The organism is Bacillus sp. CCB-MMP212 (assembly GCF_022748145.1).
Classification (GTDB): domain Bacteria; phylum Bacillota; class Bacilli; order Bacillales; family Bacillaceae_G; genus Bacillus_A; species Bacillus_A cereus.
In genome coordinates this window covers 618,657-641,665 of sequence record NZ_JALDQE010000003.1, presented here as the reverse complement: position 1 = coordinate 641,665, position 23,009 = coordinate 618,657, and the positions used below count along the sequence as shown (strand labels likewise).

The window sequence follows — 23,009 nt, the reverse complement described above, 5'->3', positions numbered from 1 at the left end:
TTTATTAGCTTTCTAAGTACTATTTCACCCCATAAAAACTATTACTTTCCTCCTGTATTTTACAGATAAATCCCAAAATATACCTTTATTACAGCCATAAATAAAATGTAAGTACTATGACAATTAAAGTTGAAAAATGATAAATCCCGACAAAACTTAGCAATTTTATAAAGTTTTCTTTACATTATGATTACAACGATAGACACTCTTCTTCTTATGATATATAACATTCATAGGGAAAGGAGTCAGACAACTATGAAAAAGAAATTTGCAGCGTTTAGTGTTTTAGCAGCAGGAACGATTTTTGCTTCCCCGTTACTTTCACCCGTATACGCTGAAACAAATCAAGATAAATTATCTAACATTCAATCTGAATTAGAAGGCAAACAAAGTGACTTACAAAATAAATCAGTCGAGAAAGAACAAATAGAAAAAGAAATTCAAGAATTACAGAAGAAAATCGATGAATTAACTACTTCTATTAATAAAAACGAGGCTGAATTAAACGATACAAAAAAAGAAATTAGCAAAACACAACAAGTAATTACTGACAAAAAGAAACATATAGAACAATTACAAACAAACATAGATACACGTCAGGAAGTTATTAAACAACGATTACAATCTATGCAAGAAAAACCGCGTACAAATATCATTACAGAAGTATTAACAAACTCTACAAACATTGCTGATCTTGTTGATAATATGTACTCCGTAAGTTTAATATTAAACAACGATACAGATATTGTAAAAAAACAAACATCTGATCAAAATGCTGTAACTACAGAAAAAGAAGCTGTTGAGAAAAAAGAACAACAACTGAAAGAATCTGAGCAAAAACTAGAACAAAAACAACAAGAATTACAAAATAACCAACAGCAGCAACAGACTCTTATTAACGATCTACATACGAAAGTAGCAAAAGTAGATTCAGAGATTGAAGGATTAGAAGAATCCAAAGGCATTTTAGAAAATCAACGTCAAGCTGTGCAAAAAGCAATTGAAGAAGAAAAACGGGCCGAAGAAGCTCGTAAAGCGGAAGAAGCTCGCCAGGCAGAAGAGGCTCGCAAACAACAAGCTACTAAATCTGCTCAAGCAGCTCAAGCAGCTCCAACACCACACGATACAAACATGGGTGGCTTTATCAAACCAGCAGCTGGATCAAAAACTTCCGGATTTGGTGTACGTTCTTTAGATAACCATAAAGGAATTGACATCGCTGCTTCGGGAACGGTTCCAATTATCGCTGCTGCAGATGGCGTTGTTATTCGCTCAGAATTATCATCTAGTTACGGAAACGTAGTGTATTTATCTCACCGTATAAACGGAAAAACATATACGACAGTATATGCTCATATGAATAGCCGTTCTGTATCGAATGGACAAACTGTAAAACAAGGCGATCAGCTTGGATTTATGGGGAACACGGGCCAATCATACGGACAACATTTACACTTCGAACTTCATCTTGGAGAATGGAATGTCGGCAAGACAAACGCAGTCGACCCATCTCCTTATATCGGATTATAAAAAACCTCGGTACCTACCGAGGTTTTTTATTTACACTTCACACAATATAGGCATTCTACATAGACTATAACTAAATGCCTATAGTTTACGAGGTGATCAATATGAATACGCAATTACAACAAAAAATAGAAGAAGCTAGAGCGACATTTATCGGCCGGATATTTACATTTGGCGGATCAGTTTTATTTTTAATCGGTTCATTCCTCGCAGTCACCACAGCCTATAAAGCGTATAATCGTCTATTACATTCAACAACATAAAAAAAGACGGGAGATCCCCGCCTTTTTTTATGCAAACATTTTAAATACACCTATCACATTTAAAAATACAATTATTACAGTTAGCGGAATGACATAACGAAGTAAGAAGAACCAAATGTTAAATAACGTTTTCCCCTTCGTTTCCGTCACTTCTAATTCTTTCATCAACAACTCTTTACTCATTTTATTTGGTACAAATAATGAAATAGCTAGTACTCCTAACGGCAGCAATACGTTACTTACCGAAAAGTCGACTAAATCAAAGAATGTTTTCCCAAATATTTTCACGTCACTCATAATCCCAAATGATAACGCTGATGGAATACCGACTGCAAAAATAAGAATACCAATTAATAATGATGCTGACGGACGCTTCTTCTCATTACCTTTCGCAACAGATGCTACTACAATTTCAAGCATTGAAATTGCTGATGTTAAAGTCGCAAAGAAGAATAAAATTAAAAACATAATAAAGAAAAATTGACCAAATGGTATTTTTGCAAATACTGCTGGAAGGACGATAAACAGTAATCCCGGTCCTTCAGTCGGTTTAACTCCTAATGCGAAAATCGCTGGGAAAATTGCTAATCCTGCAAGTACTGTAACAAAAACAGTTAAACTTACAATAGATGTTGCCGATTTCGCTAAATGTTCCTCTTTCTTTAAATACGAACTATACGTTACCATTACCGAGGCACCTACAGTTAGCGAGAAGAAAGATTGTCCCATCGCATATAAAATTGTATCTGCTGTAAGCTTTGAAAAATCTGGTTTTAAGAAGAACTCTACTCCAGCAAAAGCACCATCGAGTGTTAACGCACGAACAATAATCGCAATAAATAAAATAAATAATAGCGGCATCATGTACTTACTTGCCTTTTCTATACCTTTCTCTACACCTTTACTTACAACAAAAATCGTACAAAGCATAAAGATAAATTGCGCTCCAATCGCACTTAACGGATTTGAAATCGTTTCACCGAACAATTGTCCATAATCAGCTACTCCATTCCAGAAACTTCCTGTCACACTATAATATAAATAAAGTAAAATCCATCCACCTACAACACTATAAAAAGATAGTACACTAAAACAAGTAACAACTCCCATACGACCAATCCAAGGATATAATTTGCTATTTGGCACTAGTACTTTATAAGCTGTAACCGCCTCTTTTTGCGTGCTACGTCCAATAACAAACTCCGCTATTAGAAGAGGCATACCTATAAATAAAGTTAGCAGTAAAAATACAAGGAAGAATGCGCCTCCCCCGCCATTACCTGCAACATATGGAAATTTCCATATCGCACCAAGACCTACTGCGGCTCCGGCTGCTGCGAGTACAAAGCCTATTTTCGACGTCCATTGCTGTGTTTCTTTCATCATAAATTCTCCTTTTCTGAATATTTAAACTTTTGTTAATTATACACTTTCATTTCATACTCGCACACCTCCTTTAGAAAATAAAAAAGTCCCCTACACGCAAATATGCATGTAGAGGACGATATATGTAATGTAAATACCGTGGTACCACCTCAATTGGATTGATAAATCCCACTTGTTCAAGTACAGGAATAATTCCGATACTCTATCCTTTTAACGGCGGAACCCGGGTTGCCTACTACAATGTTCAACATACCTCTCGCAAGCCCATTCTGTATAATTTATCGTACCGGGCTCCCACCTAACCCCAGCTCTCTGAACGCATCAAATATACGTACTCTTCTTGCTCATCGATTTCATCTATTGAAGTTACTTGTGATTATAAATTATATTTTTATATTTGTAAAGCGCACTTTATCTTTTATTATTTTAAAACCTTTCCCTCTAATTCTCGCAAAAAACTTTCTCTTTCTCTCTCGTTTTGCACATATACTGATTTCAACACTTCTTGGAGTAATATATTTCGTTCTCTCTTTTCTAACTGTAAATCTTTTAACTTCACCCTTACTTCATATAAAAAATCTAAATACGATTCATATGTCTCATCATATTTATTTGCAATCTCATCTCGAATTTTTTTTGCGAGCTTTGGGCTCGCTCCCCCAGTAGAAACTGCTATATTAAGCAAACCATGATGAATCGCTGCTGGAAAGTGAACATTACCACTTTCCGGATTTGTAATAACATTTACTAATTGATTCTCTGCGGCATCTTCAGCAACTTGTTCATTTAATATTGAATCACTACTCGCTGCAACAACTAAAAAAGCATTTTTAATATCACTTTTTTCATATTCTCTTTGATACCAACGAATTTTCTTTTCTTCCACAAGTTTTACTAAATTCGCATCTAATTCTGGACTGATCACAACTATATCCGCACCTTGTTTGAGTAAAGGAATAATTTTAAATCCTGCAACTTTTCCCCCACCAATAACAACAACCCGTTTCTCATTAACTCGCACTGTAAGTGGATACATACTGATCTCCTTTCAATAACTCCGTCGTTTTCTGAATTAACATATCTTGTAACGCTTCATTCTTCCCTAAATATGGACTGATTTTTATCTCTTCCAATGCATATTGGCGCACTTCTTTCTCAATATGTTTCATAAGTAAACCTGTAAATAACAAATAAGGTAGCACAACGATGTTCTCCACTTCCCGTTCTACAACTTCCTTCAATTTCCTCTCAAATTTCGGCTCCGCAGCCGCTAAATAACAAACCTCAACTTTTTTAATTTTCTCCTCAGCTTGAAATAAAGAGGCGATCCATTTTATATCTTGTAATACTTCAGGATCACTACTTCCTCTTGCAACGAGCAGAAGGGTCACTTCAGCCTTCCCTTCCTTTTCAATACCACTTCCGTTATATACTGATTTGATAAGTGTTTCTGATACACCAAACGGATTACCATAAGTCACTTTAACATTCGGATATTGATTCTTGAGCTTTACCAATTCAAATGGAATATCTTTCTTCACATGACCTGCCGCTAATAAAAAAACAGGGATGGCAATAATCTCCGTGGCCCCACGCTTCACACATGTACGAAAACCATCTTCAATAGAAGGATTCGCTAACTCTAAAAAACAAACTTCTTGAATATTCGCTTCTATACGACTCATACACGATGTAATAAATTGAATCGCCTCTTCTTTCGCTGTCTTCAAACGACTTCCATGACATATATATAAGACGGCTTTCATTTTACAACACTCCACTTACTTGATAAGCATTTTCCGTTTGCTTCTCAAACCAATGGATTTTTTCTCTAAAACGGACAACTTCTCCAATTACAATCATGCTCGGATTTTGAATTTGCTCTTTTTTCGCAACATCTACAATTGTTCCTAATGTCCCAACAACTGTACGTTGCATAGACGTCGTCCCCTGCTCAATAATAGCAGCTGGCGTACTTTTATCTTTTCCATGCTTCATAAGTTGCTCACATATGTAGGGCAAATTACTAACCCCCATATATACCGCTAAAGTCTCTACACCTTTCGCTAAACTTTCCCATTTCACTTCTTCTTCAGCACCTTCTTTCCTATGCCCAGTCACAATAGCAAAACTTGCACTTGCATCACGGTGCGTCACTGGAATACCAGCATAAGCAGGTGCAGCTATTCCAGATGAAATACCTGGGACGATTTCAAATGGTACACCTTGCTTTGCTAATGCTTCCGCTTCTTCTCCCCCTCTACCAAATACAAATGGATCGCCGCCCTTAAGCCTCGTTACTACTTTCCCTTTTTTCGCATACTTAATAAGAAATGTATTAATTGTTTCTTGCTTCATCGTGTGATAATTCGGGAGTTTCCCGCAATAAATTAAATCCGCGTCAGGCTTTGCGTGTGAAAGCAGCTCTTTATTCACAAGGCGATCGTATAAAATAACATCTGCCTTCTCAATACATTTCAACCCTTTAACAGTAATTAAATCTGGATCGCCAGGACCCGCTCCAACAATATAAACCTTCCCCATCATCTCTCCTCATTTCTACTATTAAAATGAAACTTCCATTCGTATATAAGAATGGAAGTTTTTATTTTTTCGTATTACTAATCTCTACTCATGAATAACAAATGCTGCACCTTTTCGAATCTTCTTTTTTTCAAACAAAGAAATCTCTTTTACCTCTGGCAACGGTAAAAAATGTTTTTCAAGCTCAATCTCCGCAAGCTTAAATGCCTGTTCTTCACTTTGAGCAACAACAACAATCGGAACAATATCACTCACTAATACAGCTTCAAATCGATATAAATCCATATTGTCCCCCCTAAGACGCTATGACTTCTTCTAACACGTTATTTAACGCTATTTGTAATGTGTCTACACCAACACGACCTACAAAATCATAAAATGTTTCGGCTGGTAATTTATTCTCTTTGAAATAACTTATAAATGATGCGAGTACATCAGGTAAATCCTCGCCATCTATTTTTCCTTTTAACTTTTGATTGTAGGCACCGCCATCTAACAACGTTCCACCTACATATATCTCAAATGCTTCAACAATTCCCTTTTCCTTCGTTTTCATTTTCACCCCTTGTAACCCAATGTCAGCAATTTGACGTTGACCACATGAATTCGGGCAGCCTACCATATGAATTCGAACTGGAACATCGAGTGCAATTTGTGTATCTAAGTATTCTGCAATTTTTCGTAATCTTTCTTTCGTTTCTACTAATGCAAGATTACAATATTCAATACCGGTACATGAAACCGCATGACCAATAAATGATTTTGGGCTTGCAGATATCGCTTCAAACAACGGTTCACTAAGTAATCCTTTTACATTTTCCGGAGGAACGTTCGGAATAATGAAATTTTGTGAATTACATGTACGAATTTGTCCATTTCCATATTGCTTTGCGATTCTTGCAATCTCAAACATTTCTTCTGCATGTAAACGACCTACCGGTACATTAAAACCTACATATTTTAATCCCTCTTGTTTTTGGTCTTGAACACCATAAAAATAGCCTGCATTCCATCCTTTGAGTGCACTTTCCCCTTTACTTTGTAAAGGCCCTGTATACTCTATTAGTTTCTCTTTAAATTTCTCTGCTCCCCAGTCCGCAACAAGAAATTTCAAACGGGCTAAATGACGTTTCTCACGATATCCAAAATCACGGAATATAGTAGCAATCGCAATTGCCACTGCCTTCACTTCTTCTGGTAAAACGAACACATCTAATTCATCAGCTAAATATGGACGGGCTGATAATCCTCCGCCTACTTTTATATGAAAACCAACTTTTTTCTCACCATCTATTTCTTTCGTAGCAGGTGTAAATGCAACACAGTTAATCTCTGCGTTTGCTGAGTTATAAATATTAGAACTAATAGACATTTTAAATTTACGTGGCAAATTAGAAAACTCTTCATTATGTTGGAAATAGTCATATACCTCTTTCACAATATGTGTCGTATCAAATAGTTCATTTGCATCAATTCCAGCAAGCGGATTACCTGTAATATTCCGCGTTATATCACCACAAGCCCCCGCTGAAGATAATCCAACCCTTGCTAATCTTTTAAAAATATCTGGTATTTGCTGAATTTCTAACCAGTGAAACTGAATCGCCTGTCTCGTAGTAATATCTATTACATCACGTCCATAATCCTCAGCGATAGAAGCAAGTACTTCTGCCTGCGCATTTGTAATAATCCCTGACGGAATATTTACCCGCATCATAAAATAACCAGCTTCTTTTGGACGTTGTAAATACAATCCCGCCCATTTAAAGGCATCCCACTCTTCTTTCGGAATAGATTCAAATCCATTTTCCGCATAGTAAGGAATATCATTAAAAATTTCTAATCCATCTTTTTCTAATTTATTTTTCTCCGTTTGATTTAGTTTTTCATTGTTAGCCCATACTTTTTCATAACTCATTTTTAAATCCCCCTATATAAAGTGAAACTTTAATCAGTAGAGTTTTGTTCATCCCACGCTGATTATTAGCCTTAACCAATCGGGTATTTACGGGCAGCCCGACCCCCACCTAACTTCCTTGCCCCAATCGAACTTTGAGGTAGGAATTTTACTTCCCGGCAAATAGCGGGATAAAACTACGCTCTTGTAAGTACTTCACGATTTGTTCTGCACATTCTTCAATAGAATATTTGTGCGTTTCTACAATTAATTCTGCTTGCTCTGGCTCTTCATAAGGCGAATCAATACCTGTGAAATCCTTAATATCACCTTTTCTTGCCTTTTTATAAAGCCCTTTCGGATCACGTTTCTCACACTCTTCAATCGGACACTTCACAAAAATTTCAATAAATTCATCTGCCGCTAATAAATCTCTTACTTGTTTGCGGTCTACTCGAAATGGTGAAATAAATGCTGTAAGGACAACTGTTCCTTGATCTACAAATAACTTTGCCACTTCGCCAATACGTCTTATATTTTCCATGCGATCACTTTCAGAAAATCCTAAGTCTTTATTTAAACCGTGGCGAATGTTATCCCCATCCAGCACATAATTTCCAATATTCTTTTCAAACAGTTTACGAGCGACCGCATTCGCTACTGTAGATTTACCCGAAGCTGATAAACCAGTAAACCAAATTACAAAACTGTGATGTCCATTCTTCACTCTTCTCTCATCTTTTGAAACCGAAGCTGTATGCCAAGTAATATTCGTATCCATCTCGTTCTCTCCCTATTCTGTTACTACTTCTTTTTTTAAACCTTTAATTAGCACTTCTACTACTTCTTTACGACTAAATGTACTTGGCGGAATCTCACCGTTTCTTAATAATTCTCTTACTTTCGTACCTGATAAAATAACATGATCTTCTTTTCCGTGCGGACATGTTTTTGTTGAAGCCATCGCTTCACATTTCGTGCAGTAAAAACTATGTTCAAAGAATAGTGGTGTAATGCCTAACTCTTCTATCGTAAAATTCGTGAAGATTTCTTGCGCTTCGTATGTTCCGTAATAATCTCCTACTCCGGCATGATCACGTCCTACAATAAAGTGGGTACATCCAAAATTCTTTCTTACTAACGCATGAAATATCGCTTCTCTTGGTCCTGCGTAACGCATTGCAGCAGGAAATACACTTAAAAAGACACGATTTTTCGGATAATAGTTTTGAAGGAGTACTTCATAGCTTTCCATTCTTACATCAGCAGGAATATCATCCGATTTCGTTTCTCCAACGAGTGGATTTAAAAAGAGACCATCTACAATTTCAAGAGCAGATTTTTGAATATACTCATGGGCACGATGTACCGGGTTTCTCGTTTGAAATCCGACTACTGTTTTCCACCCACGTTTTTTAAATTCTTCTCTCGTTTCAATTGGGTCTAAATGATAAGAAGGAAATTGATTATTTTCAAAGCGTTTTGTTAGAATAATAGTTCCTCCAACGTAAACGTTTGGTCGTTCATATAATTTTTTCACTCCTGGATGAGCCTCATCCGTTGTTTTATATACAAGTAACGCTTCTTTTTCTTTATCTGGTACGAAAATATCTTCTATTTTAATAGCACCATATATATTTCCATTGTTGACAAGCTTTACTTCCTCTCCGGTCTTCAGGCTTTCTGCGACTTCTTCTGTTACCGGTAATGTAATTGGTATACTCCACACACTACCATTTGCTAAACGAAGCGTTTCTACGACTGAATCATAATCTTCCTTCCCCAAAAAACCAGTAAGCGGGCTATATCCACCTGTCGCCAATAGTTCTAAATCACTTAAAGCAATGTTGTCTAATTTAATTTCTTTTTCAATTTGTGATATATCATATGTCTCATCTATACGGTTTACTAATTCGTTTACTGTGCTCATTTTCTATATCCCCTCTTAGCTTTATTTCAAGATTCATCTTATTGATAATGAAGACCACATTCGGTTTTCACTTTCCCAGCCCATCTACCATCTCTTGAATCGCCACCATCCCCTACAGGTAAAGTACATTTCTCACACCCAATACTTGGATAGCCAACATCATGCAACGGGTTATACGGCAAGCTATGTTTGTATACATATCGCCAAACTTCTTTCCACGTCCAATGAATGAGTGGACAAACTTTAATAGATTGAAAACGATGATCTTGATTTATAAACTTTGTATGCTTACGTGTTTCTGATTGTTCCCTTCTTAAGCCCGATATCCATGCTTTTTCCACGACTAATGATTTTTCTAAAGGTAAAATTTTTCTAATCTTACAACAAAGATTCGGATTGCTCTCCCACAGTTTTTCACCATGCAACTTCGCCTGTTCATCAAGTGTAAGTTCTGGCTGCTTTTCTATAATATTCAATGAAGGAAATCGTTCCCTCACTCTTTGAATTAATTCATACGTTTCTTGAAAATGAACATTTGTATCCAAAAATACAACTTTAGCAGATGGATTTACTTGGTTTATAAGGTGCAGCAATACCATACCTTCCACTCCAAAGCTACATGCGTAGACGATTTCATCTTTATACTCTTCATAAGCCCAATTTAATACTGATAACGCGCCTTTTGTTTCATCTTCTTCCGAAAACGAAACAACATTTTCTTCCCACGTTTCATACGTCAACATGTTTTTTCCCCCTGTAAAAGCAAAAAGACGGTTTTAACCTAATGAAAATAGGTTAAAACCGCCTCTAGTTTTTCTAGTCAGCGCTTTTCACTTTAAACGTACTTTTTCACTTTTCTCTAACTGAATTACTTTTCCATCTTGCACAACAATTGTAATTGAGCCATATTTCATATCAGCAAGCATCGCTTCAATCTTCTCGGATACTTCATCAAAATGTTCCCGTACACCCACGCGAACAGCCCCCCTTTTTATTCATAAAAAAAATCTTTCCCATTTCGAAAAGACTGTTCGGTAATATATTTTACCTTATCTTTCAAAATGGATTCCATTTTGCTGGATTTAGCACCTTGCTTTCTATAAGCAGGTTGCCGAGCTTCTTCGGGCCAGTTCCCTCCGCTTCTCTTGATAAGCTTTGTATTTGTATTTTATCACAATTCTGATTTTTTTCAATCCTAGTTTTCCGATATATTTTAATTATTTTATTTTACAAAAAAGGAATTGCCCATCCGAACAACCCCTTTTTCTATTTAAACAAGCTCTTTAATACGTATGCGATCGTTCCCAATAATATTTTCATATGTTTCGCGTTCCACAACTACTTGCGATGTTCCGCCTTTTGCAAAGACAACGGCTGGTCTTCGAATCCGATTGTAATTATTCGCCATCGAGTACCCGTAGGCTCCTGTACAGGAAACTGCTAGTAAATCAGCAGAAGCGACTTTCGGTAAATGAATATCCCAAATCAACATATCTCCGCTCTCACAACATTTCCCCGCAATCGAAACGAGTTCCTCATTCTCATCATTCCCTCGATTCGCTAACATTGCTTCATAACGCGCACTATATAAAGCAGGTCTTAAATTATCTGTCATTCCACCATCGACTGATACATATTTCCGAATACCAGGAATATCTTTCACAGATCCAACTGTATAAATTGTTGTCCCAGCATCACCTACAATGCTACGGCCTGGTTCAATCCATATTTCTGGCAATGGATATTCACATACAGTAAATTGTTCTCTCACTGCACTTGTTACAGCTCGCACATATGTCTCAAGAGTTAACGGTGTATCCGACTCTGTGTAGCGTATTCCAAATCCCCCGCCTACATTTAACACTTTTACTACATAGTTTGTTTGCTCTCTCACTTCTTCTAAAAATTGGCGAAGAACTTCAATCGCTCGAACAAAGCCAGCTGTTTCAAATATTTGCGATCCGATATGTGAATGAATCCCTAGCACATTATAATTGGATTTTTGTAAAGCAAATCCAATTGCCTGCATCGCTTGACCGTTTGAAACGCCAAATCCAAATTTCGAATCATCTTGGCCTGTTGTAATATATTCATGTGTGTGCGCCTCTACTCCAGGCGTTACACGAATTAATATGTTCACAAACTTTCCATGTTGCATCGCTAAATCGTGTAAAACTTCTAATTCAAAGAAATTATCTACGACAAAACAACCGATATTCGCCTGAAGAGCCATCACTATCTCTTCTTCTGTTTTATTATTTCCATGAAAATGAATACGTGATGCTGGAAATCCTGCTTGGAGCGCAGTATATAATTCTCCTCCAGAAACAACGTCTAATGACATATTCTCTTCACGAGCTACTCGGCACATCTCCATGCACAAGAACGCCTTGCTTGCATATGCTACTTGATAAGAGAAACCACTTTCTTTAAAAGCACGATGAAATGCTCGGCATTTTCCTCGAATAGACTCTTCATCGTATACATAAAGTGGTGTTCCGTATTGCTTTGCTAGCTGCGTCGTATCGCACCCTCCAATTTCTAAGTGTCCTTGCCCATTAATTCGGCTTGTGCCGTGTAAATACATTTAAATTCCTCCCTTATTTCCTCTAAAACTCATAACCCCAATCTTCTATTCATTGCAGCACGCTTTTAGATAGACAAAAAACGCGCGGAACAATGTTCACACGCGTTTCTTATTAGGAAAAATATATATTGAAAAAATAAACGAGTTGTTATCTCCTCAAAATAAGAAACCGCATCAACATCTCCAAATAGCTCTCCATAAAATAAATCTTATGACAGTACTACATTTATTCAATGTAGTCCCAATATATGAATAAGATGGTTATTCTTATATTTCGGCAATAGTCCCTTTCAGCCTATGATCACAGATTCCATGAAATCTCCCATAGCTTACTCTTTCCTATCGCGGCCTCTACCTTTGAGAGTAGATGAGGTAAGTCTATTTAATTTTCAAACATCTAATTGTTGCTATTAACAATACCAAAGGACCATTTTATTTGTCAAACAATTTTTTATATTGTTTTTTTACAGTTTAATTTTGTATCATTTGGTAAGCGCTTTACTGAAATCTTTTTCACTTCCCATTCGCCTTCTTCGTTATTAAATGTAATCGTTACCTTCTCAAATGGGGGAGCAATTTTCCCAGCAACACGTTCATACTTTGTCACTTCAATACTTGCTTGAAATAAATATGTACCGCTATACACTTTTTTTAAACTAATAATTTTAGGACATTGATACGGTTTCAAACTTCCATATTGTTTTTCAATTGCTTTATTTATTTTTGGAAATAAAACAGAATAAAGTGCATCTTCCATAAGAGGTGCATCATATTGAGCTATTGACACACTCGGTGAGGTAAAAAGTATAACACTACTACATGCTATAAAATATAATAATTTTCGCATTATAACCTCCGTATTATCACGCGATTCTTTCTGCGTACGATAATTATCATACATAGAAATTCTGTTTTATTGTCTCCCACCACTCTTTTTCTACTCGATTATTATAAAAAAGCCCACAACTCTCTTTTATTTTCGTATAATGATACTCATAGTATAATAATCATAATAACAAAGGACTGTTCGTATATATAAAATGAGTCGTTAAGCAAACTGACTCACAAGAACTGTCATGCTTTTTAGGAGAGGAGTATATTATGCTACAACATCTGTTTCCAAAACTGCGATTTGCACTCGTTGCAGTCGTTTTACTATGGATTAAAACATATATTGTGTACAAGCTAGCATTTGATATTAAAATTGATAATTTCTTTGAAGAATTCATGCTTTTTATTAATCCACTAGCTGCGTTACTTTTATTTTTCGGCTTAGCTTTACTTGCATCTAAGCACCGAAACCGAATTATAATTGGAATCAGTTTTATACTGTCATTTATTTTATTTGGAAACGCAATGTTTTATGGGTTCTATAACGATTTCGTTACTTTCCCGGTTTTATTCCAAACAAACAATATGGCTGATTTAGGGACAAGTATAAAAGAACTCTTTACGTACAAAACATTACTTTTATTTGCAGATGCAATTATTTTAATGTTTATTTCGCGTAAATTCCCATCATTTGGCGACAAAACACCACTTTCCCGCTCAGAGAAGCGAACTTTCTTTAGCGGTGTAACAGCTTTATTAGCACTACAAATCGTTGTATCAGTTATTTATAAACCACAAATGTTCTCGCGCTCATTTGACCGTCAAACTGTCGTAAAGAATTTAGGTTTATACACATATCATCTATTTGATATTACACTTCAATCCAAGTCTTCAGCTGAGCGTGTATTTGCAAGTGGGGATGGATTTTCTGAAATCAAAAACTATACAGACTCAAAAGACAAACAAGTTGATAAAAACTTATTTGGAGCTGCAAAAGGTAAAAATGTAATTTTAATTTCAATGGAATCTACACAAAGCTTTGTTATTAATAAAAAAATAAATGGAAAAGAAATTACCCCATTTTTAAATGAATTTATTAAGGATAGTTTCTATTTCGATAACTTCTATCATCAAACTGGACAAGGCAAAACTTCTGATGCTGAATTTATCGTTGAAAACTCACTTTATCCGCTAGATCGTGGTTCTGTATTCTTTACTCATGCAACAAACGAATACACAGCGACACCAGAACAATTAAAGAAATACGGATATTCTTCTGCCGTCTTCCATTCAAATGATAAAACGTTTTGGAATCGGGATGTAATGTATCCTGCGCTTGGATATGATCGTTACTTTAATTTAAATGATTACGCAGGAACGGAACAAATGTCTGTCGGTTGGGGATTAAAAGATAAACAGTTCTTTGAACAATCTATTCCAAAGTTAAAATCTTTACCGCAACCGTTCTATACAAAATTTATTACATTAACAAATCATTTTCCGTTTCTTCTAAATCCGGAAGACCAATATGTTGATGAATTCAACTCAGAAAGTGGTGTTGTAAACCGCTACTTCCCAACTGTTCGTTACACAGATGAAGCTCTTAAATTATTTATTAAACAATTAAAAGAAGAAGGACTGTATGATAATTCCGTTATTGTCATTTATGGTGATCATTATGGTATTTCCGAAAACCATAATGCAGCTATGGCACAGTTCCTAGGAAAAGATACTATTACACCATTCGATTCTATGCAATTACAACGAGTTCCTCTTATTATTCATGTGCCTGGTCAAGAAGGAAAAGTTGTTTCTAAAGTATCTGGTCAAATTGATATTAAACCAACGCTCCTTCATTTACTTGGTATTAAAACAAATAAATCCGTTGAATTTGGAACTGACTTATTTATTAAAGAAAAAGACCCGCTTATGGTAATGCGTGATGGTAGCTTTGTTTCTGAAGAGTATGTTTATACAAAAAATATGTGCTACAAAAGAAGTACGGGTGAAGAAGCTGATATGACGCTATGTCAGCCGTATATTGAAAAAGCAAAAACAGAATTAAAACTCTCCGATAAATTAATTTATGGAGATTTATTACGTTTCGATCCTAATAATCAATATAAAACTGGAACGATGACAACGAAATTTGAATAGTAAAGGAAGCAACTTTATACAAGTTGCTTCCTCTTTTTATTTTCACTTAATTTTTAAATCATCCTTCTATGAAATCTTTCACAAATTGGTAATTTCTTTCGTATGAGGAATAAATTTATGGTATGATAAAATAAGTAAACTTTCATACACTAATTAAGAATTTATTACAGAAAGCAAGGGATCAGATTTTGTATAGAGCAGCTATTCCAAACTTATTTACGCTCGGAAATTTATATAGCGGATTTTTATCAATCGGCTATGCATCTTTAGGATATTATAAATCAGCTGCTATTTTAGTACTTATCGGGATGATGTTAGATAGTCTTGATGGTCGTGTTGCTCGTTTATTACGTGTTGATTCACAAATGGGAAAAGAGCTCGACTCGCTTGCAGATGTCGTAACATTTGGTGCAGCACCTGCTGTTTTAATGTATTACACATCTTTCTCAAACTACGGAATCATCGGATTATACATAGCGGGATTATTCCCTCTTTTCGGAGCATATCGTTTAGCACGATTTAATGTAACACCATCTTCTACTTCAATGAAATATTTCACTGGAGTACCGATTACAGCAGCGGGAGGGCTTGTTGCTTTCTTAACATTATTTTCACATACCATTCCAAAAATCGTTCTTATTACCGTATTTGTAACGTTCGCATTTTTAATGGTGAGCCGCATTCGTATCCCAAGTTTAAAAGATGTACCAATTCCACGATATAGCATCATTATTACACTATTTTTAGTTGGAATCATTATTACAATGTATCAAACAGGATTTGGCAATTTTTCTGTTTTCTTATTCATTGCCATTCCACTATATATTTTGTACATGTTATCTCAATTCATTAGACAAAGACCGTCTAAAAAAGCGAATAAAGAAAAATAAGAAAACCTTCCGAGTCCGGAAGGTTTCTTTTTATTTTGTGACTAATACCTTTTGATTTACAGGTGTTACTGGCTCTTCGCCGTTTAATACAGCTAAAATATTTCTGACAGCCATTTCAGCCATCGCATCACGAGTTTCAAACGTTGCATTCCCTACGTGTGGAGCAAGTACTACATTCTTTAACTCTTTTAGCTCTTCTGTAATTTTCGGTTCAAATTCAAACACATCAAGAGCTGCCCCTTCAATTTCATTCGTTTTTAATGCATAAGCAAGTGCTGCTTCATTCATAATTGGTCCACGTGAAGCATTTACAATATACGCTGTTTTCTTCATCATTTTAAACTGCTCTTCATCAATCATATGATGTAATTTCGGATTATAAGCACAGTTAATTGTAATAAAATCTGCTGTTTGTAATAATTTTTCCAACGTCACATACGTTGCTCCCAGTTCACTTTCAGCTTCAAACTTACGATTTGGCCCTGTATATAAAACATCCATTCCAAATGCTTTCGCACGTTTTGCAACAGCCTTCCCGATTTCTCCAAGACCAATAATTCCGATTGTCTTACCGTGGACTTCTCGTCCTAAGAAAAATAACGGTGCCCATCCGTTAAATCCAGTCGTACGACATAACGTATCCCCTTCAGGAATTCTACGCGCCGCTGCTAAAAGAAGTGCAAATGTTAATTCTGCAGTCGCTTCCGTTGATACTTTCGGTGTATTCGTAACTGCAATTCCTTTTTCACCCGCATACGTGTAATCAATATTGTCGTAACCAGCACCATAGTTTGCAACAATCTTTAAATGAGACGCTGCATCAATAACTTCTTTTGGCACCTTTGTCGAAAGTAAACTTAACAATGCATCTTTATCTTTTACACGCTCTGTTAATTCATCTATAGAAATTAATTCCTCTTTATCGTACATTTCTACATCATGATCTTTTAATAGTTCTAATCCAATTTCCGGAATTTTTCCCGCTACTAATATTTTTGCCACTACTAACACCTCTTCTATAGAAAATAAGATATCTCTTATATTTCATTGTAAGAAATCCACATATAAAAACCAAGGAATTTGATTATAGTTTTGAAAATCGACACTTTTCCATGAAAAAAGAGGAGATGCAACTCTCCCCTCTTCTTACGCTTTTTCCTGCGATTCTTTTCCGAGCTTCACATCAATAGTTCCTTCTGCAACCGTATCGCTAATTTGCTCCTCAATAACCGATTGAGATGCAGCATTCGTTTCAGAAGTATAAGCTTGTTGCTGTGCAACTTGTACATTTTGTTTATTTTGTTGTTTCGCCATTTCTTACCCTCCTTTTCATTCTTTCTTATTTTGAACAAAAAGGGTGGTTTTCATCAAAAAATTGCGTTTCATTTTGAATTTGTTACTTCTTCTTCAAGCGACCTCATTACTCTTGCTCGCTTCGTAAATGTTGCAACCTGAGTAACACCGTGCGCTCGTAATGTTTGTACATTCTCTTGTACATAGTTCCCTAAATCATTTGGATAATGGGCATCCGAAGAAATCGTAATTGGAACACCATACTTAGCTAATACTTGTAAATATAGTGGACTTGGGCACATTTCACGAACAGGATAACGATAGTACAATCCTGCATTTATTTCTGTTGCCGTATTCGTTTCTACTAACGCACAGGCAATTTCCTCATAATAAGAAAGCTGTTCATTCTCATCCAATCGATAATTAAATACCTTTATATTATCTAGATGAGCGATAATATCAAATAACTCGGTACGAATCGCACTCTCAACTGTTTTAAAAAACGTATCGTATAATGCGCGTAGGTCATGCACCTCAAAATATTCTTTCGTATCTGGATTATCAAATCCCCAGCCATTTAGAAAATGAACGGAGCCAATTACATAATCAAAGTCTCCTAGCGCTAATAATTCTTTTAACTCTCCTTCACAACCAATAAAATAATCCGCTTCAATTCCAAGTTTAAGTGTGACACCTCTTTTACTCCATCGTTCTTTCGCCTCTTCAATTGCCTTTGTAAAATCATACAGTGAAACTACCCTTACTTGATCTAACCATTCTTTCTGTATACGACCGAGCTTAGAATCACTAATATCTACATATTTTTCATAATATCCTTTCGCTTCATGAAAACGATATAGATGATCAACAATTCCCACTTCTTTTATTCCTTTTCGCACAGCTTCTTCTAAATATAGATCTATCCATTCTGTTGTAAATGGCCCTTCCTTCACACGTTTTTGCAAACGCTCTTGTGTTTTCATAAGCCAATCCATAGAATGCCTTTCTTGAAGCGGTTCATAACATTCCAACGCTTCATTTATTTTAGCAAGCCATCCTATTGAATACGGTCCTTCTTCTAAGTGAAGATGATAATCTACTTTCATATACATTCCCCCTTATAATGTATCTATTTCCCTTCTATCCCCAACTCTCGAAAGCTTTCCATTTCGTTCTTTCACCTCTCGCATGACATCTTCCAATGCGATATTTTTTTCAGCTAATAAAACGAAACAGTGATAAAATACATCAACCATTTCTTTCACTACTTCTTCTTTATCATTATTTTTACATGCGATAATTACTTCAGCACACTCTTCACCAATTTTCTTTAAAATTTTATCTTCTCCTTTTGAAAATAAATAATTTGTATACGATTCAGGAAGTGGGCTTTCCTTTCGTTCTTCAATTGTTTTATACAGCAACTTAAAGGCATTTTCCATATGTATCCCCCTATATAATTTGATAGTGAAAACATGTCTTCTCCCCCGTATGACAAGCAGGTCCTACTTGTTTCACATTCACAACAATTGAATCTTGATCACAATCCAAGTATAGAGATTGCACATATTGAACATTCCCTGATGTTTCTCCCTTATTCCATAACGACTGCCTCGAACGAGAGTAAAACCATGTTCTTTTCGTCTCTAACGTTTTTTCATATGCTTCTTCATTCATATAAGCTAGCATTAAAACTTCTTTCGTACCTTCTTCGATGACAATTGCCGGTATTAATCCTTTTGAAAAATTAGGTTTCATAACCGCACCTCAACATTTGCATCTCTTAATTTTCGCTTTACACTCTGCACTGTCGCCTCACCATAATGAAAGATGGATGCCGCTAATGCTGCATCAACTGTTGTCTTTTGAAAAACTTCTATAATGTGATCCGTATGACCACAGCCTCCTGATGCGATGACTGGAATGGAAACACTTTTTGAAATTTCTTCTGTTAAACGAAGATCATATCCACTTTTCGTTCCATCTGCATCCATACTCGTTAACAAAATTTCACCCGCCCCGAGCTTAACAACACGCTTCGCCCATTCTATGGCATCCATTCCTGTGTCAACTCTTCCGCCGTTGACGTATACGTTCCATTTATCTTCTGCTACTTTTCTAGCGTCAATTGCCACGACAATACATTGTGATCCAAAGTGTTCTGCGCCCTCTTCGATTAGCTTCGGATTTCGCACTGCCGCTGAGTTTATTGAAACTTTGTCTGCTCCAGCTCTTAGTAAATTGTACATATCTTTCACACTTGAAATCCCCCCGCCAACCGTAAGAGGAATAAATACTTTAGCTGCTGTTTTTTCTACAACATCTATAATCGTTTTTCTTCCTTCATGAGTCGCTGTAATATCTAAAAATACGATTTCATCTGCCCCTGCCACGTTATATGCTTCAGCTATTTCAACCGGATCACCGACATCTTGTAATCCTATAAAATTTACACCCTTTACGACTCGCCCTTCTTTCACATCTAGACATGGAATAATTCGTTTCGCTAACATAACTTCGTTACCTGTAACACTTCTTCTAAATCAATCGTTTTCTCGTAAAGCGCCTTTCCAATTATGACACCATATATATTCATATCATTTAACTTTTTCACATCTTGAATAGATGCCACTCCTCCAGAGGCAATGAGACGAATGCCCACACTTTTTTGAAGTAACGCCAATTGTTCAAAATTTGGCCCTGCAAGCGTCCCGTCTTTCGAAATGTCTGTAAACACAATCGTTTGAACATCTAAACTTTCCATTTGTTTCGCTAAACTAATATAAGAAATTTCAGACAGATCAAGCCAACCTCTCGTTGCTACGAAGCCATTTTTCGCATCAATTCCAACAATGATTTTCTCTTTATATAGACGAACTGCTTCCTCTAAAAATGACTTATCATAAAGAGCTGCTGTTCCTAAAATCACTTTTTCTACACCTACTGACAATAACTTCTCCACCGCTACAAGTGAACGAATTCCTCCTCCCACTTGCACAGGAATACGTACCGCCTTACAGATTTTTTCAATGACGGGCAAATTTAACGACTCGCCAGCAATTGCACCGTCTAAATCAACAATGTGTAGTATTTCCGCTCCAAGCTTTTCAAATATGATTGCCTGCGCTACCGGATCTTCATTCATCACCGTTTCTTTACTAAACTCTCCTTGATAAAGTCTAACGCATCGTCCTTCTTTTAAATCGATAGCTGGGAAGATTTCCATGCTTCTACCACCCCTTGAAAATTTTTTAATATTTGCATGCCAATTTCACCACTTTTTTCTGGATGAAACTGTGCACCAAATACATTTCCTTTCGCTACAAACCCTGGTACTTGCATTCCATAATCACTTACTCCGCATACAATTTCATCTGGACAATCCGCGTAATATGAGTGAACATAATAAACGAAAGAACCATCCACTAATCCATTCCAAAGCGGAAATTCTCTTTCCTTCCTTAATTCATTCCATCCCATATGAGGAATTTTATACGAAACTTTTAACTTACGAATTTCCCCTGGTAGTAAACCTAACCCGCTACAATCTTTTAGTTCCTCACTTCGTTCAAATAAAAGCTGCATGCCCAAACATATACCGAGGAGAGGTTTTCCTATATCACAAACCTCTTTTAGTACACACACTAAATCTCTTTCTTCTAATACGTCCATCGCTTTCGGAAATGCACCTACTCCCGGTAAAATCACGCCATCGCTTCTCAATATCTCTTCTTTATCACTCGTTACAATGTACTCTGCCCCAATATATTTTAACGCTTGCTCTACACTGCGAATATTCCCCATTCCATAATCTATAATGGCAATCAATTACAACATCCCTTTCGTTGAATTTACACCAGTAATGTTGGCATTTTTTTCGACCGCTTCTCTAAGCGCTCTACCAAAAGCTTTAAATACTGCTTCAATTTTGTGATGCGTATTACTTCCGTATAGAACGCGCGCATGTAATGTAATATTGGCAGCATGTGCAACTGCTCTAAAAAATTCTTCCGTCAATTCTGTATCAAAATCCCCAAGCTTCGGATTTGTTAATTCCCCTTGAAATACACAATATGAGCGTCCACTTATATCAATTGCGACAAATCCTAAAGATTCATCCATCGGTACGTACGCTGAACCGTAACGATTAATTCCCTCTTTGTTTTGCAATGCTTCTTTCAAGCAATTTCCGAGTACAATTCCAACATCTTCAACGGTGTGATGTGCATCGACAAATGCATCCCCTTCTGCTTCAACTTGCAATCCAAATCTTCCATGTCTAGCAAATAAAGTAAGCATATGATCGAAAAAACCAACCCCTGTTTGAATAGATACATTTGTACTTTCATCAAGCTGCAAATTTAATTTAATTTTTGTTTCTGTCGTCTCACGTACTTGACTGGACTGACGCATTATTTTTCCTCCTCAAACCTTATTTGGATTGCTCTCGCATGTGCATGTAATCCTTCTTTATTTGCAAGCTCTACAATGTGATGCTGTACATTTTTTAATGCTTCCTCCGTATAAGAAATAAAACTTGATTTTTTCACGAAATCATCGACTGATAACGGAGAAAAAAATCTTGCCGTTCCGCTCGTTGGTAATACATGATTCGGTCCCGCTAAATAATCCCCGAGCGGTTCAGGTGCATATGACCCAAGGAAAATAGAACCTGCATGTTTCACATAATCTAGAGCATTCATCGGTTCTTTTATATGTAACTCTAAATGTTCTGGAGCAATTTCATTTGATAACTTTAGTGCCTCCTCTAAAGAAGGAACGATAAAGATGGCTCCATTTCTATTTATTGATTCACGTGCAATTTCACTTCTTGGTAACATTTCTAACTGTCTTTCTATCTCGTTTTCTACTTCTTTAGCTAGTTCCATATTCGTTGTAATACAAATCGCCGTTGCTCTCTCATCATGCTCTGCTTGCGATAATAAATCCGCTGCGATATATTTTGCATTACCTGTTTCATCCGCGACAACTACAATTTCTGATGGACCAGCAATCATATCAATATTTACTATTCCGTATACTTCTCGCTTCGCTAGAGCGACATACAAATTTCCCGGTCCAACTATTTTATCCACTTTCGGAATCGATTCCGTCCCGTATGCTAAAGCAGCAATTGCTTGCGCGCCACCTATCGTATAAATTTCATCTACTCCCGCAAGATTTGCAGCAGCTAATATATGCGGATCAATTCCTCCTTTCCTCGGCGGTGTTACCATTACAATCTTTTTCACACCTGCGAGTTTCGCCGGCAATACATTCATTAATACTGAAGAAGGATATGAGGCTGTCCCACCCGGTACATATACACCTACATTTTCTAACGGCCGAATGAGTTGCCCTCTAATTATGCCTTTACTTTCACAATCGAATATTGAGTGCTTCTTTTGCTTTTCGTGATACGAAACAATGTTTTTCTTCGCCTCTTTTAAAGCTTCTAAAAATGAATTCGTTACAAACATACTCGCTTGCTGTATTTCTTCTTCACTTACACGAAAATCTTTCATCTCTACACCATCAAACTTTTTTGTATAGAAAGATAAAGCTTCATCTTTCGCTTCCCTTACATTTCTAATGATTTCTCTTACACTTCTTTGAACAGTTTCTTCTATTATATTAGCGTTTTCTCTTAGCACTTTTACTTTAGATAATGCCTCCTTAAAGTCTTCATAAATGATTTTCATTT

26 protein-coding genes, 2 riboswitches and 1 other annotated feature are annotated in these 23,009 nt (G+C 36.3%); of the genes, 4 read left to right on the top strand and 22 right to left on the bottom strand.

Annotation, left to right across the window (positions count from 1 at the left end):
• Positions 1-255 precede the first annotated feature (255 nt).
• Both MRP26_RS11760 and MRP26_RS11755 read left to right on the top strand, forming a co-directional pair.
• Positions 256-1,530 carry a murein hydrolase activator EnvC family protein gene (locus tag MRP26_RS11760; protein ID WP_242806166.1) on the top strand — a complete coding sequence of 425 codons (1,275 nt, stop codon included), beginning with the start codon at positions 256-258 and terminating at the stop codon, positions 1,528-1,530.
• Between the two features lie 101 nt (positions 1,531-1,631).
• Complete coding sequence (locus MRP26_RS11755; RefSeq protein WP_001095997.1) at positions 1,632-1,790, top strand: hypothetical protein; 159 nt, start codon at positions 1,632-1,634, stop codon at positions 1,788-1,790.
• A gap of 27 nt (positions 1,791-1,817) precedes the next feature.
• Here the strand turns inward: MRP26_RS11755 and MRP26_RS11750 are convergent, their stop codons facing one another.
• The 12 genes from MRP26_RS11750 to MRP26_RS11695 form a co-directional block, all read right to left on the bottom strand.
• Complete coding sequence (locus MRP26_RS11750) at positions 1,818-3,173, bottom strand: sodium-dependent transporter (RefSeq protein WP_242806168.1); 1,356 nt, start codon at positions 3,171-3,173, stop codon at positions 1,818-1,820.
• 111 nt (positions 3,174-3,284) lie between these two features.
• Positions 3,285-3,533, bottom strand: a binding site (T-box leader).
• A 64-nt stretch (positions 3,534-3,597) separates the two neighbouring features.
• A complete protein-coding gene (locus MRP26_RS11745; RefSeq protein ID WP_053564909.1) occupies positions 3,598-4,212 on the bottom strand; it encodes an NAD(P)-binding protein in 615 nt (204 codons plus the stop codon).
• Positions 4,187-4,942, bottom strand: coding sequence for a sirohydrochlorin chelatase (locus tag MRP26_RS11740; protein WP_000648881.1), 756 nt, complete (start codon positions 4,940-4,942; stop codon positions 4,187-4,189). Before MRP26_RS11740 ends, MRP26_RS11745 begins: the two co-directional genes overlap by 26 nt.
• Before the next feature lies 1 nt (position 4,943).
• Complete coding sequence (cobA, locus tag MRP26_RS11735; RefSeq protein ID WP_065228512.1) at positions 4,944-5,720, bottom strand: uroporphyrinogen-III C-methyltransferase; 777 nt, start codon at positions 5,718-5,720, stop codon at positions 4,944-4,946.
• An 84-nt stretch (positions 5,721-5,804) separates the two neighbouring features.
• Positions 5,805-6,005, bottom strand: a complete 201-nt coding sequence (locus MRP26_RS11730) for a DUF3906 family protein (protein WP_000366918.1) — start codon at positions 6,003-6,005, stop codon at positions 5,805-5,807.
• Positions 6,006-6,015: 10 nt separating this feature from the next.
• Positions 6,016-7,638, bottom strand: coding sequence for a nitrite/sulfite reductase (locus tag MRP26_RS11725; protein ID WP_000119611.1), 1,623 nt, complete (start codon positions 7,636-7,638; stop codon positions 6,016-6,018).
• Between the two features lie 148 nt (positions 7,639-7,786).
• Positions 7,787-8,398 carry an adenylyl-sulfate kinase gene (gene cysC / locus MRP26_RS11720; RefSeq protein ID WP_029441817.1) on the bottom strand — a complete coding sequence of 204 codons (612 nt, stop codon included), beginning with the start codon at positions 8,396-8,398 and terminating at the stop codon, positions 7,787-7,789.
• Positions 8,399-8,410: 12 nt separating this feature from the next.
• Positions 8,411-9,547 carry a sulfate adenylyltransferase gene (sat, locus tag MRP26_RS11715; RefSeq protein ID WP_064531921.1) on the bottom strand — a complete coding sequence of 379 codons (1,137 nt, stop codon included), beginning with the start codon at positions 9,545-9,547 and terminating at the stop codon, positions 8,411-8,413.
• 38 nt (positions 9,548-9,585) lie between these two features.
• On the bottom strand, positions 9,586-10,290 hold the full coding sequence (locus MRP26_RS11710; RefSeq protein WP_000959018.1) for a phosphoadenylyl-sulfate reductase: 705 nt from the start codon (positions 10,288-10,290) through the stop codon (positions 9,586-9,588).
• A gap of 87 nt (positions 10,291-10,377) precedes the next feature.
• Entirely contained in the window at positions 10,378-10,521 is a 144-nt protein-coding gene (locus MRP26_RS11705; RefSeq protein WP_000538896.1) for a YezD family protein, read from the bottom strand.
• A gap of 72 nt (positions 10,522-10,593) precedes the next feature.
• Positions 10,594-10,702, bottom strand: a riboswitch (SAM riboswitch).
• A gap of 115 nt (positions 10,703-10,817) precedes the next feature.
• Positions 10,818-12,134 carry a diaminopimelate decarboxylase gene (gene lysA, locus MRP26_RS11700; protein WP_000280643.1) on the bottom strand — a complete coding sequence of 439 codons (1,317 nt, stop codon included), beginning with the start codon at positions 12,132-12,134 and terminating at the stop codon, positions 10,818-10,820.
• 180 nt (positions 12,135-12,314) lie between these two features.
• Positions 12,315-12,496, bottom strand: a riboswitch (Lysine riboswitch).
• Positions 12,497-12,585: 89 nt separating this feature from the next.
• Positions 12,586-12,981, bottom strand: a complete 396-nt coding sequence (locus MRP26_RS11695; RefSeq protein ID WP_064531938.1) for a DUF3888 domain-containing protein — start codon at positions 12,979-12,981, stop codon at positions 12,586-12,588.
• A 254-nt stretch (positions 12,982-13,235) separates the two neighbouring features.
• On the opposite strand from MRP26_RS11695, the gene MRP26_RS11690 reads away from it, so the two are divergent.
• Both MRP26_RS11690 and pssA read left to right on the top strand, forming a co-directional pair.
• Positions 13,236-15,122, top strand: coding sequence for an LTA synthase family protein (locus MRP26_RS11690; RefSeq protein ID WP_000939084.1), 1,887 nt, complete (start codon positions 13,236-13,238; stop codon positions 15,120-15,122).
• 188 nt (positions 15,123-15,310) lie between these two features.
• Positions 15,311-16,012: a CDP-diacylglycerol--serine O-phosphatidyltransferase gene (gene pssA, locus MRP26_RS11685; RefSeq protein ID WP_000285417.1), complete on the top strand. Its 702-nt coding sequence runs from the start codon at positions 15,311-15,313 to the stop codon at positions 16,010-16,012.
• Between the two features lie 30 nt (positions 16,013-16,042).
• Here pssA and MRP26_RS11680 read toward each other — a convergent pair whose 3' ends face one another.
• From MRP26_RS11680 to hisD, 10 genes are all read right to left on the bottom strand, one after another.
• On the bottom strand, positions 16,043-17,014 hold the full coding sequence (locus MRP26_RS11680) for an NAD(P)-dependent oxidoreductase (RefSeq protein WP_053564912.1): 972 nt from the start codon (positions 17,012-17,014) through the stop codon (positions 16,043-16,045).
• A 144-nt stretch (positions 17,015-17,158) separates the two neighbouring features.
• Positions 17,159-17,326: a DUF4025 domain-containing protein gene (locus MRP26_RS11675; protein WP_001118893.1), complete on the bottom strand. Its 168-nt coding sequence runs from the start codon at positions 17,324-17,326 to the stop codon at positions 17,159-17,161.
• A 68-nt stretch (positions 17,327-17,394) separates the two neighbouring features.
• Positions 17,395-18,411 carry a histidinol phosphate phosphatase domain-containing protein gene (locus MRP26_RS11670; RefSeq protein ID WP_000861843.1) on the bottom strand — a complete coding sequence of 339 codons (1,017 nt, stop codon included), beginning with the start codon at positions 18,409-18,411 and terminating at the stop codon, positions 17,395-17,397.
• A gap of 12 nt (positions 18,412-18,423) precedes the next feature.
• Positions 18,424-18,747, bottom strand: a complete 324-nt coding sequence (gene hisE / locus MRP26_RS11665; RefSeq protein ID WP_000426355.1) for a phosphoribosyl-ATP diphosphatase — start codon at positions 18,745-18,747, stop codon at positions 18,424-18,426.
• 10 nt (positions 18,748-18,757) lie between these two features.
• Complete coding sequence (gene hisI, locus MRP26_RS11660) at positions 18,758-19,063, bottom strand: phosphoribosyl-AMP cyclohydrolase (RefSeq protein WP_000803964.1); 306 nt, start codon at positions 19,061-19,063, stop codon at positions 18,758-18,760.
• Positions 19,060-19,818 (bottom strand): imidazoleglycerol phosphate synthase cyclase subunit, encoded by a 759-nt coding sequence (gene hisF, locus MRP26_RS11655; RefSeq protein ID WP_023521478.1) that lies wholly within the window; start codon positions 19,816-19,818, stop codon positions 19,060-19,062. Before hisF ends, hisI begins: the two co-directional genes overlap by 4 nt.
• Positions 19,812-20,531 (bottom strand): 1-(5-phosphoribosyl)-5-[(5-phosphoribosylamino)methylideneamino]imidazole-4-carboxamide isomerase, encoded by a 720-nt coding sequence (hisA, locus tag MRP26_RS11650; protein ID WP_000402295.1) that lies wholly within the window; start codon positions 20,529-20,531, stop codon positions 19,812-19,814. The genes hisF and hisA overlap by 7 nt, the downstream gene beginning before the upstream one ends.
• Positions 20,504-21,133 (bottom strand): imidazole glycerol phosphate synthase subunit HisH, encoded by a 630-nt coding sequence (gene hisH / locus MRP26_RS11645; protein ID WP_053564913.1) that lies wholly within the window; start codon positions 21,131-21,133, stop codon positions 20,504-20,506. The genes hisA and hisH overlap by 28 nt, the downstream gene beginning before the upstream one ends.
• Positions 21,134-21,718, bottom strand: a complete 585-nt coding sequence (gene hisB / locus MRP26_RS11640) for an imidazoleglycerol-phosphate dehydratase HisB (protein WP_053564914.1) — start codon at positions 21,716-21,718, stop codon at positions 21,134-21,136.
• Complete coding sequence (gene hisD, locus MRP26_RS11635) at positions 21,718-23,007, bottom strand: histidinol dehydrogenase (RefSeq protein ID WP_242806165.1); 1,290 nt, start codon at positions 23,005-23,007, stop codon at positions 21,718-21,720. The genes hisB and hisD overlap by 1 nt, the downstream gene beginning before the upstream one ends.
• Positions 23,008-23,009: the final 2 nt, after the last annotated feature.